The organism is Sphaerisporangium rubeum (assembly GCF_014207705.1).
In the GTDB taxonomy this organism is placed as follows: domain Bacteria; phylum Actinomycetota; class Actinomycetes; order Streptosporangiales; family Streptosporangiaceae; genus Sphaerisporangium; species Sphaerisporangium rubeum.
In genome coordinates this window covers 1,296,643-1,309,406 of sequence record NZ_JACHIU010000001.1, presented here as the reverse complement: position 1 = coordinate 1,309,406, position 12,764 = coordinate 1,296,643, and the positions used below count along the sequence as shown (strand labels likewise).

General features: G+C 67.5%; 14 protein-coding genes and 1 tRNA gene. 2 read left to right on the top strand and 13 right to left on the bottom strand.

Annotated features, from left to right (window positions below; translation table 11 throughout):
* Positions 1–82: 82 nt before the first annotated feature.
* Positions 83–1,801 (bottom strand): bifunctional metallophosphatase/5'-nucleotidase, encoded by a 1,719-nt coding sequence (locus BJ992_RS05555; protein ID WP_184978856.1) that lies wholly within the window; start codon positions 1,799–1,801, stop codon positions 83–85.
* 100 nt (positions 1,802–1,901) lie between these two features.
* Between BJ992_RS05555 and mshD the strand changes: the two genes are divergently transcribed.
* A complete protein-coding gene (gene mshD / locus BJ992_RS05550; protein ID WP_184978855.1) occupies positions 1,902–2,795 on the top strand; it encodes a mycothiol synthase in 894 nt (297 codons plus the stop codon).
* 59 nt (positions 2,796–2,854) lie between these two features.
* Here mshD and BJ992_RS05545 read toward each other — a convergent pair whose 3' ends face one another.
* From BJ992_RS05545 to dcd, 3 genes are all read right to left on the bottom strand, one after another.
* A complete protein-coding gene (locus BJ992_RS05545) occupies positions 2,855–3,853 on the bottom strand; it encodes an inorganic phosphate transporter (RefSeq protein ID WP_184978854.1) in 999 nt (332 codons plus the stop codon).
* Positions 3,854–4,471, bottom strand: a complete 618-nt coding sequence (locus BJ992_RS05540) for a DUF47 family protein (RefSeq protein ID WP_184978853.1) — start codon at positions 4,469–4,471, stop codon at positions 3,854–3,856.
* Positions 4,472–5,159: 688 nt separating this feature from the next.
* Positions 5,160–5,735, bottom strand: a complete 576-nt coding sequence (dcd, locus tag BJ992_RS05535) for a dCTP deaminase (protein WP_184978852.1) — start codon at positions 5,733–5,735, stop codon at positions 5,160–5,162.
* A gap of 94 nt (positions 5,736–5,829) precedes the next feature.
* Between dcd and BJ992_RS05530 the strand changes: the two genes are divergently transcribed.
* Positions 5,830–5,903 (top strand) — tRNA-Gly (locus BJ992_RS05530).
* 63 nt (positions 5,904–5,966) lie between these two features.
* On the opposite strand, the gene BJ992_RS05525 is transcribed toward BJ992_RS05530, so the two are convergent.
* The 9 genes from BJ992_RS05525 to BJ992_RS05485 all read right to left on the bottom strand — a co-directional run bounded on the left by BJ992_RS05525 (position 5,967) and on the right by BJ992_RS05485 (position 12,674).
* Positions 5,967–7,160: a tyrosine-type recombinase/integrase gene (locus tag BJ992_RS05525; protein ID WP_184978851.1), complete on the bottom strand. Its 1,194-nt coding sequence runs from the start codon at positions 7,158–7,160 to the stop codon at positions 5,967–5,969.
* Complete coding sequence (locus BJ992_RS05520; protein ID WP_184978850.1) at positions 7,160–7,411, bottom strand: excisionase family DNA-binding protein; 252 nt, start codon at positions 7,409–7,411, stop codon at positions 7,160–7,162. The genes BJ992_RS05525 and BJ992_RS05520 overlap by 1 nt, the downstream gene beginning before the upstream one ends.
* Positions 7,408–9,090 (bottom strand): replication initiator, encoded by a 1,683-nt coding sequence (locus BJ992_RS05515; protein WP_184978849.1) that lies wholly within the window; start codon positions 9,088–9,090, stop codon positions 7,408–7,410. The genes BJ992_RS05520 and BJ992_RS05515 overlap by 4 nt, the downstream gene beginning before the upstream one ends.
* Positions 9,087–9,245 carry a hypothetical protein gene (locus BJ992_RS05510; protein ID WP_184978848.1) on the bottom strand — a complete coding sequence of 53 codons (159 nt, stop codon included), beginning with the start codon at positions 9,243–9,245 and terminating at the stop codon, positions 9,087–9,089. The genes BJ992_RS05515 and BJ992_RS05510 overlap by 4 nt, the downstream gene beginning before the upstream one ends.
* Positions 9,242–10,666 (bottom strand): FtsK/SpoIIIE domain-containing protein, encoded by a 1,425-nt coding sequence (locus BJ992_RS05505; protein ID WP_184978847.1) that lies wholly within the window; start codon positions 10,664–10,666, stop codon positions 9,242–9,244. The genes BJ992_RS05510 and BJ992_RS05505 overlap by 4 nt, the downstream gene beginning before the upstream one ends.
* A gap of 95 nt (positions 10,667–10,761) precedes the next feature.
* The gene (locus BJ992_RS05500; RefSeq protein WP_184978846.1) at positions 10,762–11,106 is read right to left on the bottom strand and encodes a hypothetical protein; all 345 of its coding nucleotides are present in this window, start codon (positions 11,104–11,106) and stop codon (positions 10,762–10,764) included.
* Positions 11,103–11,399 (bottom strand): hypothetical protein, encoded by a 297-nt coding sequence (locus BJ992_RS05495; protein ID WP_184978845.1) that lies wholly within the window; start codon positions 11,397–11,399, stop codon positions 11,103–11,105. Before BJ992_RS05495 ends, BJ992_RS05500 begins: the two co-directional genes overlap by 4 nt.
* Positions 11,396–11,818 (bottom strand): plasmid replication, integration and excision activator, encoded by a 423-nt coding sequence (locus BJ992_RS05490; protein WP_184978844.1) that lies wholly within the window; start codon positions 11,816–11,818, stop codon positions 11,396–11,398. Before BJ992_RS05490 ends, BJ992_RS05495 begins: the two co-directional genes overlap by 4 nt.
* A 124-nt stretch (positions 11,819–11,942) precedes the next feature.
* Positions 11,943–12,674, bottom strand: coding sequence for a GntR family transcriptional regulator (locus BJ992_RS05485; RefSeq protein WP_184978843.1), 732 nt, complete (start codon positions 12,672–12,674; stop codon positions 11,943–11,945).
* Positions 12,675–12,764: the final 90 nt, after the last annotated feature.

The following is a 12,764-nucleotide window of genomic DNA, read 5'->3' as shown; positions in this document are numbered from 1 at the left end:
GCGGACGACCCGGCACATCGCGATGATCCGACGGCGTCGCGGGCCCGTCCCCCCGGGGGGAGTACGGGCCCGGGAGCCGTTCCTAGCCCGCCAGGGTGATGCGGCCCGTCGCCGGCGGTGCGATCGGCGAGTGCGCGCCGAGGTAGTCGACCAGCGCGTCGATGTCCAGCGGGCCGCTCCACAGGCCGGTGCCTTCGCGGAAGACGCTGAACCCGTCGCCGCCGCCGACGAGGAAGTTGTTGGCGGCGACCCTGATCTGCTGCGTGTCGGTGACCGGCGTGCCGTTGATCTTGATGTCCGAGATCCGCGAGCCGATCGGCTGCGAGAGGTTCATCGTGTAGGTCAGCGACGCCGACGGCTGCAGGATGCGGGTGATGGTGCCGCCGCTCTGCCACTGCTGCTCGAGCAGCGCGTCGAGCCGCGCGCCGGTCAGCGTGACGACCTGCATGAGGTTGTTGAACGGCTGCACGGTGAACGCCTCGCCGTACGTCACCACGCCGTTGCCTTCGGAACCGCTCTGCGGGAACGTCAGGTCGGCACGCACGCCACCGGGGTTCATCAGCGCGATCTCGGCACCGCCACCGGTCTTGGTGGCCTCGAGCTGCGCGTCGGCGATCAGGTCGCCGAGCGGCGTCTCACCTGAGGGGCCCGCGGTCCTGGTGATGTCGGCCGTGATGCTGCCGATGGGCTTGTTCGCGACCGTCGCGACCCGGTCCTTCCAGGTCTGCACGAACGTCGCGGTCGCCGCGTCCGGCGTCACGTCCCGCGTGACGACGTGGTTGTCCGGGACCACCGACGAGCGGACGACCTCACCGGTCTTCTTGTCCACCTGGAAGTCGATGCTGGTCAGCACCCGGCCGAACGACGAACCCTGCGTGTAGTAGCGGTCCTGGCCCGCCGGGTCCTGCGTCTTGCAGATGTAGGCCTGGTGGGAGTGGCCCATGACGACCAGGTCCACGTCCGGGCTGAGGCCCTGCGCGATGCGGGTGCCGGCGGCGGGGGTGACCGGGCAGGCGTCCGGGCTCTGGTTCGGCGTGACCGCGTCGCCCTCGTGCACCAGCGCGACGATGGCCTTCACACCGGCCTGACGCAGCAGCTTGGCCGCGCGGTTGCCGGACTCGACCTCCTCGGCGAAGTTCAGGCCCTCGATGCCGGCGGCGGTCACGATGGTCGGGGTGGTCTGGGTGACCAGGCCGATGAAGCCGACCTTCACGCCGTTGACCTTCTTGATGGCGACCGGCGGCAGCGCGTACCGGCCATTGCTCTCCTTCAGGACGTTGGCGCCGAGGTACTCGTACTTGGCACCCTTCCAGCGGCCGGCCGGGGAACAGCCGTCGACCGGGTGGCAGCCGCCGTTCTGGATGCGCTTGAGCTCGGTGATGCCTTCGTCGAACTCGTGGTTGCCGACCGAGGAGACGTCCAGGCCGAGCTTGCCGAGCAGTTCGACGGTGGGCTCGTCGTGGAACGCGGCCGAGATCAGCGGCGTGGCGCCGATCAGGTCACCGGCCGCCACGACGGCGGTGTCCTTGTTGACCAGCGACTTCAGGTGCGTCGCCAGGTAGGCCGCGCCACCGGCGGGGACCGACGTCCCGGCCTCGTTCACGATGGCGCCGCCGGAACCGGTGGGGGGCTCCAGGTTGCCGTGGAAGTCGTTGATGGCGACAAGGCGGACGGGGACCGTCACCGGGGGTTTCGGAGGTTTGGGGTTGGGGTGCGCCGACGCGGGGGCGGCGGCGACAGCGAGACCGGCAGCGGCGACGAGGCCGGCGGCCGCGGTCCGCAAGAACGTTCCTGAGCTCATAGCCCACGACCCTAGGCATGTGATCTCTGCATAAAACGAACCAGAGGTAACGATTTACCCCGCTAGTTGATGGCGTTTTTCGCCAGATTAGAGTTCGACCATGAGAGTGGACGTCCGCGAAAGGCTCAGCGAACCCGAGGCCGCGGCCGTGACCGGCCTGGTGGAGGCCGCCACCCGGGCCGACGGGGTCCGGCCGCTCAACGAGGAGGCGACGCTCCGCCTGCGCCACGGCGGCGGCCCCGGAGCGCGCGCGCTCCTGCTGTACGACGGCTCCGCTCTCGCGGGTTTCGCGCACTTCGAGCCGGACGAGGACGGCGCGAGCGGCGAACTGGTCGTGCGGCCCGATCTGCGGGGCCGCGGGCTCGGCCGCCTGTTGCTCCAGGCCACGCTGGACGAGGCCGGTGGCCCGCTCAGCCTGTGGGCCCACGGGGACCACCCCGCGGCCGGCCGGCTGGCGTCCGCGCTGGGGTTCACCCGGGCCAGGTCGCTGTGGCGCATGCGCCGGCCGCTGGCCGAGCCGCTGCCGGCCGTACGCCTGCCGGCCGGGGTGCGGCTGCGCGCGTTCCGTCCAGGCGCGGACGACGAGGCGTGGCTCACGCTGAACGCGCGCGCGTTCGCGCACCACCCCGAGCAGGGCGGCTGGTCCGCCGAGGACCTGCGGCGACGCCAGGAGGAGCCGTGGTTCGACCCGGCCGGTTTCTTCCTCGCCGTACGTGAGGACCCGCCGCGGCCGGTGGGCTTCCACTGGACCAAGATCCACATCGAGGAGGGGCACGACCCCATCGGCGAGGTGTACGTCGTCGGCGTCGACCCCGCCGAGCAGGGTGGCGGCCTGGGGAAGGCCCTGACGATCGCCGGTCTCACATACCTGCGGGCCCGCGGGCTCGCCGAAGTGATGCTGTACGTCGACGAGGACAACACCGCGGCCGTGAAGGTCTACACCGCGCTCGGCTTCACCCGCTGGGACACCGACGTGAAGTACCGGCGGAGCTGACCCCCCGCCGTACCCTCACCGATACCGTGCGTATTCCACGGTTTTCAGTAACAATTCGACTACTCCACGATGGCGTGCATCACCCAGTACGACAACGCGGCCACCACCGCCGCCGCCGGGATGGTGAGCACCCACGCCACCAGGATGTTGCCGGCCACCCCCCACCGGACCGCCGACAGCCGCTTGGTGGCCCCGACACCCATGATGGCGCTGGTGATGGTGTGCGTCGTGGAGATCGGCGCCTTGGCCGCGATGGCCATGGTGTACAACACCACCGACGCCGCGGTCTCGGCCGCGAACCCCTGCGCGGGGCTCAGGTGGATGATGCGCCGTCCGAGCGTGCGCATGATGCGCCAGCCACCCGCGTACGTGCCGAGCGAGATCGCCGCGGCGGCCGCGAGGATCACCCACTGCGGGATGGGGTCGTCGGCGGCGAGATAGCCGCCGGTGTACAGCGCGAGGAACATGACACCCATGGTCTTCTGCGCGTCCTGGAGCCCGTGGCCGAGCGCCATGGCCGCCGCCGAGATCGTCTGCGCGTGCCGGAAACCACGGGTCGCCTTGTGCGGATTGGCCCTCCGGAAGATCCATAGAATGGCGATCATGATGATGGCCCCCAGCAGGAACCCGACGAGGGGCGACAGCACCATGGGGATGACGACCTTCTCCACCACACCGGACCACAGGATGCCGGTGTGCGCCGCGAGCGCCGCGCCGACCAGGCCGCCGATGAGCGCGTGGCTGCTGGAGGACGGCAGCCCGAAGTACCACGTGATGAGGTTCCACACGATGGCGCCGATCAGGCCGGAACCCACGATGACGAGCCCATGCGTGCCGGTCGGCGGCTCGATGATGCCGGTGCCGACCGTACGGGCCACCTCGGTGCTGATGTGGGCACCGACGAAGTTCATGCCGGCCGCCATGAGCAGGGCGGCGCGGGGGGTGAGTGCGCGGGTCGAGACCGAGGTCGCGATCGCGTTCGCGGCGTCGTGGAAACCGTTGGTGTAGTCGAAGACCAGGGCAACCACGATCACGCCGATGACAAGCGCGAGCTCCACTTAGCTTTCCTTGACCGCGATCGACTCGATCGTGTTCGCGACGTGCTCGAAGGCGTCGGCCGCCATCTCGAGCTGGTCGATGACTTCCTTCATCTTCATGACGGTGAGCGCGTCGAAGTCACCACCGAAGAGCTTGGCGAGCAGCCGCCGGTAGACCTGATCGGCCTGGTTCTCCAGGCGGTTGATCTCGATCCAGTACTCGTTGAGATTCTTCATCGACCGCAGCCGCGGCATGGCCTCGGCCGTGAGCTCCGAGGCCCGTTCGAGCACCTCGACCTGCCGGACGACCTCCTTGGGGAGTTGGTCGATCTTGTACAGGCCGATGAGGTCGGCGGCGGCCTCCATATAGTCCATGACGTCGTCCAGGTTGGACGCCAGGCGATAGATGTCCTCCCGGTCGAACGGCGTGATGAAGCTCTCGTTGAGCCTTTTCATGATCGCGTGAGTACGCTCGTCACCCGCGTGCTCGCAGGCACGCATCTTCTCGGCCAGGGCTTCCCTGTCCGACCCGTCGCTGATGATCTCCACCAGCAGACGGGAGGCGGTGACGAGATTGTTCGCCGAGTCGGCGAACAGATCATAGTAACTGTCCTCACGAGGCGTGAGTCGCAGGCGCACGTCGTTCTCCAGATGTGCGGGAACTGTCCGCAGAGAAGGTTAAGGGGTAGCGGCTGAAATGCGAAGTTCTCACCCTGCACACACTCCGGCAACCTGCCGTTTCCCCCGAGTCCACCTCAGGCCCCCCTCAACCCAAGCCACAACCTCAGCCCGTACGAGCCTCATCACCCCTCCCTCCTCAACATCCCAAACCATGACAAATCACCACAAACCTCACACACCCTACCCGCCAACCCTCCCACCCCTGCCCCCTCCCCTGTAGGTGACACCTCGACCACCCACCGCGAGCACCCGGACGAACCGAGCATCCGCCTAGGACGTAGAGGCACGCCGACAAGAGCCCGCACACTCCTGCAAACGTACGCGACGCACGTCGCCGATTCGCCGCCTCAAACCCACTCCCGGACCCAATACACCCACTCCTGGCAGACATACGTCGCCGACCCGCTCGCCCCAACCCCTCCCGAGCCCAGACCGCACACCCGCGCACCGACTCCACCGGCAGGCGCCGATGCCGCCAGCCGTCGGCGTCCGGCGGGCCCGCCGACTCAGTAGCCGTACGCGACGCACGTCGCCGGCCCGCTCCCCGCAACTCACCTCCCGGGTCCAGATCACACACTCCTCAGAGCACCCCTGGAAGCCGTACGCGACCCCAGGTCACCGACCCCTCGCGACCTCACCCTCCCCCTCAGACCACCGTCCGATGAAAGTTCAGGAACGACCGGCTAGGCGTCGGCCCCCGCTGCCCCTGATACCGCGACCCGTACCGCTCACTCCCATAGGGATGCTCCGCCGGCGAACTCAACCGGAACATACACAACTGCCCGATCTTCATCCCCGGCCACAACTTGATCGGCAACGTGGCGACATTGGACAACTCCAACGTCACATGCCCCTCGAACCCCGGATCGATGAACCCCGCCGTAGAGTGCGTAAGCAACCCCAACCGCCCCAAACTGGACTTCCCCTCCAGCCTCCCCGCGATATCGTCCGGCAACCCGATCACCTCATAGGTGGAAGCCAGCACGAACTCCCCCGGATGCAGGATGAACGCCTCATCCCCCTCCGGCACCACAAGCCGCGTCAACTCAGCCTGCTCCACCGACGGATCGATATGCGGATACCGATGATTCTCGAACACCCGAAAGTACCGATCCAGCCGCACATCCACACTGGACGGCTGCACCATCCCCTCATCAAACGGATCAATAACGACCCGCCCCGAAGCGATCTCCGCCCGAACATCCCCATCCGAAAGCAGCACCTCAGCAACCTACCAACCTCCCGCCACCCCCACCTCCCCATCCCATCCCCCCACCCCCCCAAGGATCCGCTACAGTAGACCCCGTCACACCGACGCGGGTGTAGTTCAATGGCAGAACATCAGCTTCCCAAGCTGACAGCGCGGGTTCGATTCCCGTCACCCGCTCCACACCAAAGGCCCAGGTCAGGGACATGATCCCGACCAGGGCCTTATTCGTTTCAGGACCTTTCCTCACCGGCGTGCCAGATCCGTGCCAGATGGGTTGATCTTGCCCTTGTCGGCCGGCGAATCCGCCGCCTCGCCACCCTCCGCCTGAAGCCCCGCCTTCACGATCTCCCCCAGCGCATCGGCGATAGCCCGATCTCGATCCTTCGCCGCGTGCAGATAGATCATCGCCGCCTTGGTGCTGGAGTGCCCCATGCGCGCCATCAGTTCCTTGAGCGACGCCCCTGTCATCGCGGCCAGCGTGTTCCCCGTATGCCGCAAGTCGTGAATGTGAATCTCCGGCACCTGTGCCTTGGCGACGGCCCTAGCCCAGATCTTCGTGAAGTTGCTCCGCCGAAGCTGCGCACCGTGCTCCCCCACAAAGACCAGCCCGTCAGGTCCGGCCTCACTGAAGCGCTGGAGATGCCACGCGAGATCACCGATGACGATCTCAGGCAGAGCCACCACCCGCACCCCCGCATCCGACTTCGGACGACCGGTGATCAGCTCCCCCGTCTTCATCTCCGACACCGACGCATCAACCCGGACCGTCCGCGCATCGAGATCGAGATTGCACCGGCGAAGCGCCGCCAGCTCACCCCACCGCAGACCGCCGAAGGTCGCCAGCAGCACCAGCGCACGGAACCGCGGAGGCAACGCGCCGGCCACCGCGAAGACCTGAGGCACCGTCAGCACCGGCCGCTCTACCGGCCGCTCCACACCGGCATTCTTGATCCGGCACGGATTCTTCTTGATCAGATCATCCTCAACCGCCGTGTTCAAGATGCCTCGCACCAGCCGGTACGCCTTCGCCACCGTAGAGGCCCCCGGCCCGTCGTTCACAAGCTTGGTGTGCCACTGCCGAACATGGCGCGACGTGATCTCACTCAACGGCCTGTGCCCCAAGGCGGGGAAGATGTGCAGCCGCAACACCCCCTCATAAAGCTGCGCAGTCTTGGGCCTGAGCGTCCTTTCCGCCAGCCACGAAGCCGCATAGTCCCGGAAGAGGATCTTCCCCGCGTCCGGATCGGCCCACTCCTGAGCGTGGATCTCGGCTTCCTTCCTGGTGAGCCAGATCTCCGCATCGGTCTTGCTCGCGAAGGTCTGAGGCGCCGTGTGCTCCGCGTCGTCCGGCCCCTTGTAACGCGCCTGGAAACGTCCGGACGGCAACTTGCGCACCGCCCCGAACCGGCGCCGATGTCCCCTGCTGTTGCCACCCATCAGGCCGCCCTCCCCTTCCGTGTTGTGATCGCCTCCACAACCCCCGCCGCGATGAACGCCTCAAGCGCCGCTTCTGGGATGCGGACGTTCCTGCCGACGTGGACGAACGTGATCCGGCGCTCCTCGATCAGCCGCCGAGGAAACCGCACCGACGTATTCAGCCGTTCAGCCGCCTGCTGAACCGTGAGCAACCGCCCCTGCGCCAAGTCCGGAAGGAGCCGCGCCGGCTCGTGACCGCTCTTCTTGGTCATGCCGCCCTCCTGTTCACCGGAGTTGCCGAAAGTTCTTCGGTGGGTTGTCCGTCCGCGCGTGCTTGGGCCTGTTGGAGTGCCGCACGCCACCGTTGCCGGTTGGCGATCTCGGTCAGCAGACGTGCGGCCAGGGGTGGCACGTCACGGTCGGCAGGAGTGACCGGCCGCCATGAGTACCGGTGAGGGTCGGCAGGTGTGTCGTCGTCGGTTGCCGAAAGTCCGAGCTGTTGAAGCACCCAGGCCCGGCGGTCGTGTTTGTGTTCGGACAGGGTCTTACCGGACCACTTGCGCGAGACCAGGACCCGCCGTCCGGCGTAGCCGAGGTGTTCGGGCTTGTGCGCCTTGCTCCGGCAGCACCCCGGACGCATCCCGGGCTTCGCGTTCTTGGGCTGAACGCCGTAGCGCAGCCAGTTCGGGCACGTCGGCGCGCACGGCTCATAACGCAGGACGCTCATCAGCCGTTCGACGTGCGCACGCTGAGCCTCACTGGTCGCCTCATAGCAGGCCGACAGTTGCTTGGTCAGGTACTTGGTGAGGTAGGACAAGCCCTTGTCCGCGCCGGGGGATCCGGCCAGCACGCCCTTGACGTCGATCTGCGGACCGAGGCGGACCACGTGCAGCGGTTCGGCGTCCTGGTCGGCGTCGAGCAGGTCGAGTGCCTGTTCCCAGGTCGGCAGGACTTCCCCGCTGTCGGGGTCGAGGTAGTCGCCGGCCTGCCCGTCCCGACGTTCGTCGCCGTTCTCGTCACCAACCCATACGGGAAGGTGCGCACCCTCGTAGCGGACCTCATCGCAGGACGGCCACCACACCTGGTGGTACGTCGCCGCCGCCACAGCCCGCACGTCCGCTTTCGGCATCGTGCCCCGCACGGCCATGTGCAGATGCGGAGCCAGCCGTTTCTGTGGTTCGACGGTGGCGAAGTACTGCACGTCATACCCGGCCACCCGGCGAAGGTTCTGTACGAACCGATCCACCAGCTTGGGAAAGTGGATCGCGTCCCGAGCCGCCCGGACATAGTCGTACGCCGCCGGATCGACCGGAGTGCCATCGTGACGAACCTTGCCGTAACTGTCACAGGTGAGGGTGACGAACAGCGACGGCCGGTAGACGTTCCCGTCCGGTGCGGCGAATGTCCGCCCCACGGTGCGATCCTCACGGGGCCGCTTGGGTAGATCGGGTGCGTCCTGACGGCGCCGGGTGGAACGCGAGCGCCGCGGCTTGTCTCGCTCAGGGAGCACGCTCCCCCGTACGCCGGAGGTGGCGAGCTCATCCTCCAGCATGGCGGCTGCCTCATCCCACGAGGCGAGGTCATCGCCCCATTGCTGGGCCATCCCCCGGCCGGCGTGCACGTCAGCGCGTTCTTCGATCAGCCAGCACTGCCGCTCAGTCGGAGGTGCGGGTTCGGCGACCGGTTCGTATTCCAGGTGCCAGCCCTCCCGGCACTGGGCCTTGCGAAGTTGCACGGACCGCCGCGCGCACGGTTCACACTTGGCTTCCAGGGTGGCGCCGCACGGCACGTTGACGATCTCGGTCTGTCCGGTGGTGATGTCGGTGCGCTTGAGCGGGACCGGCCGCACACACACGCCGTGTTGCCGGGCTACTTCTTCGATGACGTCCAGGGCCATCGGCATGGATGCGCGTACGGCACGGGGGATAGTGCGGTCGGCAGGGTGGGTCACCGGGCCTCACCTGTGGTCTCATCGACGGCGACGAGCGCGGTTTGGTGGCAGTTGCGGCACTCGACGACGCCGCGCACCGGATCGAGCCACAGCAGGTTCAAAGCCCTGCACATCTCGCAGCGAAGGCCGTCCAGGAAGTGCGCAAGTGTCGTCATCGGGCCTCACCGGTCCCGGCGTACCGGCGGACCATGGCGAGGATGTCGGTGTCGCTGACGTAGGCCGCGCGAACCCGGACCGGTTCGGGGTCAGCCTCAAGCCGCACGTACCCGACACCAGCCCCAGTCTCGGGATAGGACGAGATCTGATCGGCCAAAGCACCCCGGTCCCGCGCACCGTCCCCAAGCACAAGATCCACCTGAGACGGCTCATCCAGCCGCAAAGCGATCTTGTCGGGGAACAGATTGCGGATCGACAGCACCTCCTTACGCGGGTCCTGGAGCGCCGCGACGACCGCTATGCCGACCGCGCGGCCTTGCGTGGTGAGGGTCGCCAGCGCGGCCAGGGTGCGTTCTTTGAGTTTGCGGTCGGTCTGGTAGGCGGTCAGGAACGCCACCTCATCCACCAGCACAACCACGAACGGATCCTCAACAGTCGGGACATGGGTCCGCTGCACGCCGGCGTACCGGTCGGCGCGCTCCTGCATGACCTTCACGGCCGCTTCGAGCAGGTCGGCGCAGTCGGCCGGATCGGCCGCATACCGGGGTCCGAACAGGGACCGGCCGTAGGACAGCTCCATCCGCTTGGGATCCAAGGCCCATAACTGGACCAGCCCTGCCGCCGCAGCAGGCAGCAGCCCACGCACGGCCGACCACAGCCACGACCCTTTCCCGGCACCGGTGGCGCCGGCCACCAGGACATGAGTGCCATGCAGCTTGAGCAGGTACGGGGCGCCGTCCTCCCGTAAGCCGATCGGCACCGCCGCCACCACCGGAACCGGAGGAACCGGCAGCGCCGGAATCGGGGTGGCGAGCACATCCCGCCGGGGAAAGGTCAGCACCACCCGGCCAGGAGAGCCGACCGTGACGCGGCACTGAGGCCGAGCGAAGCCGTGAGCGAGATTGTCGGCCCGTTCCTGCCAGACGTCGGCCGACTGACCGGCGAGCATCTTGACGCGCAGCACGTCAGCGGTCGGGGTGCAGGTGACCTTGAGCAGCCGGGGGAGGTACTCCCGGCCGCCGATGTGCTTGGCCAGGCCGGAGACGACCATGACCGGTTGCCAGTGCCGCCGGTACACCCACACCAGCACCCACCAGGCCCGCAGCCGAAGCCCGACCCACCGGGAGAACGACGTGGGGCTGGTGAAGCGCCATCCGGCCAGCGCCGAGACGACGCCGAGCGGGGCCAGCAGTCCGGTACGCCAGCCGTACAGCAGGCATAGCCCGGCCGGGACGGCGACAGCCAGGCAGGCCACCGGGTGCCGCCACACCGTGCGCACCACGCCGGCCAGAGCGCGAAACAGCGCGACAAGCATGGTGATGATTGCGGGGGTGTTCAGCACGACGGGGCGGAAAACGACCTGGGTGGGGACGGTGGAGACGATGTCGCGGGTGTGATCCCCGGGAAGCTTACGCAACATAAACTGAGTGCCTCTTTCCGTGATGTGAGAGTCGCTGGGAGAGGGAGTTGGGGCCGCCGGAAGTTGCCGCTTCCAGCGGCCCCACCATCAACCGGTCAGGCCACAGCCCCCGGCGCACCGATCTGCCCGGTGCCGGTGCCGGTGTGGTTGTCGCGGGTGGCGTGTTCGTCGCGCAGCCGTTCGCAGTTGTCGAGGAACTGTGCCGCCGCGCAGGCCAGCTTGCGCGCGAAGTCCACATGCGCATCAGTGACGGTCGCGTCACTGGCGGTTCCGATGCTCAGCGACGTCCCGCCGTGACTGATCGACACGAACGCCGCCGTGCTGTCGGTGGCCGGGAAGTAGTTCACCTCGGCGTACCGGTCGGGGTACAGGTGCACCCCGATCCGGGGGGCGCAGCCGGGCCGCATGGTGATCGTGGTGAAGCTACAGCCGTCGCTCATAACGAGCCCTCCTGCGAGGCGGGGGTGGGGGTGTGTGCGGGGTGGAGGTGGTGCAGCCGTTCGACCTCGCCCGCGAAGATGCGTGCCTGTTCGGCCAGCTCCCGCGCGAAGATCACGGTGGTGTGGTCGATGCGGTTGGCGTGCACCGTGAGCTTGACGATCGAGTTCCCGGCCCCGACCTCCAAGATCGGGGTCCGGTGCGGGTAGGTCAGGCACACCGCCCGCCCCCGGCCATCGATGTGCAGCGTGGTGACCTGCCAGGACCCGTTGACCCGTGGGCCCGCGCTGGTCACGCCGCGTCCTTGCCGGCCGTCGGAATCGAGGACTTGCCGACGGTCCGGGGTGCGCGCATCTCGCGGGCTCGGATGGAGTAGGCCAGGCGACCGGTGGCCTGGTGGACGTAGGGGGTGACGCTCATGCCGTCGAACTCGACCGGTGTGAACGGAAGCCCCGAGATCGAGGGCGGGGGAACCGGCTGGACCGGGGCGAGGATCTTCACCGACACCGTCTTCTGTGCGGCCTTGACGGTGGGATCGGCGTCCATCACCGCGACCTGCCAGACCAGCTCTCCAGTGGTCTTGTCGCGTGCAGGGACGAACTTGTTGCCGGTGGACGCTTCGAAGTCCTTGACCTGTTCGACCTCGCCGACGATGTAGCAGCCGTGCGGAAACACTTGCTCGAAGCCGATGGGGATGGGTCCCTGTAGGGCCATTACTCTCTACACCTCCATGTCAACCACTCAGCCATCTTGACTGACCAAGTGCGATGACATCATTAAACGCGAAGCCCGCTTGACTAGTCAAGTGCACCAAGCGGGCTGGAGGGGGAAACTTGAATTACCGGATCGGGTACGCGTCCTCCAGTTCATGCCGATCACCGGGAAGCACCGTCTGCAGGACCACCCATGCTTTACCCGTCGCGTCACATGCCACCGCGTACAGGTCCAGCAACGCCGCCGACGCCCCCACACCCAACAGCTCTCGCTCTTCCTTGTCGGGATTGCGCGCGGTCAGATGCTCCACGATGTGATCCAGCCCCACCCCCGCCACCGACTCCACCTGCCGGCGAACCCCTTGCGACAGTTCCTTCGACGCCGCCAGCGCCGTCCCCTCCGCCACCTGCGGCGGCAACCACACCGCCACGATCTCCGACGGCTGGCCGTCCTGATCCACCACCGTCTTACGCAGCAGCACCGAAGCGCCGGCGTCCTGCCCCAGGTAAGCAGCGATTCGCCGGGGCGCCTTCACCAGCCCGACCGACACCAGCCGCGTCACGCTTGGGATCTCCCGCCGCTCCAGCAACTCCCGCCCGGTCCGCGGATGCTGCCCAGCCGCCAGCGCGGGCCGCCCACGCACGAACCTTCCCTTGCCCTGCTGCGTGATGATCCACCCGTTGTCACGCAACACCCCCAGCGCCTTGACCACGGTCGGCCGCGCCATCCCGAACTCCGACATCAACTGATGCTCACTGGGCAACGGCGACCCAGGCGGGTACTCGCCGGACTCGATCCGCCGTTCCATCTCGGCGATCAACTGCGCGTACTTCGGGGGGGTGTATTCGAACGCCATGCCGAGACCCTCGCATTCAGGCAACCTGTCTAATCAAGCACGTTAGCAGGACAGCCACCGCACGCGAAGCCCCTTGCAATCCAAGCTGCC

Bases quoted from the DNA above. Each gene is read 5' to 3' on its own strand.
- BJ992_RS05555 (WP_184978856.1), bottom strand. From the start codon at position 1,801: ATGAGCTCAGGAACGTTCTTGCGGACCGCGGCCGCCGGCCTCGTCGCC.
- mshD (WP_184978855.1), top strand. From the start codon at position 1,902: ATGAGAGTGGACGTCCGCGAAAGGCTCAGCGAACCCGAGGCCGCGGCC.
- BJ992_RS05525 (WP_184978851.1), bottom strand. From the start codon at position 7,160: ATGGGTGGCAACAGCAGGGGACATCGGCGCCGGTTCGGGGCGGTGCGC.
- BJ992_RS05520 (WP_184978850.1), bottom strand. From the start codon at position 7,411: ATGACCAAGAAGAGCGGTCACGAGCCGGCGCGGCTCCTTCCGGACTTG.
- BJ992_RS05510 (WP_184978848.1), bottom strand. From the start codon at position 9,245: ATGACGACACTTGCGCACTTCCTGGACGGCCTTCGCTGCGAGATGTGC.
- BJ992_RS05505 (WP_184978847.1), bottom strand. From the start codon at position 10,666: ATGTTGCGTAAGCTTCCCGGGGATCACACCCGCGACATCGTCTCCACC.
- BJ992_RS05500 (WP_184978846.1), bottom strand. From the start codon at position 11,106: ATGAGCGACGGCTGTAGCTTCACCACGATCACCATGCGGCCCGGCTGC.
- BJ992_RS05490 (WP_184978844.1), bottom strand. From the start codon at position 11,818: ATGGCCCTACAGGGACCCATCCCCATCGGCTTCGAGCAAGTGTTTCCG.
- BJ992_RS05485 (WP_184978843.1), bottom strand. From the start codon at position 12,674: ATGGCGTTCGAATACACCCCCCCGAAGTACGCGCAGTTGATCGCCGAG.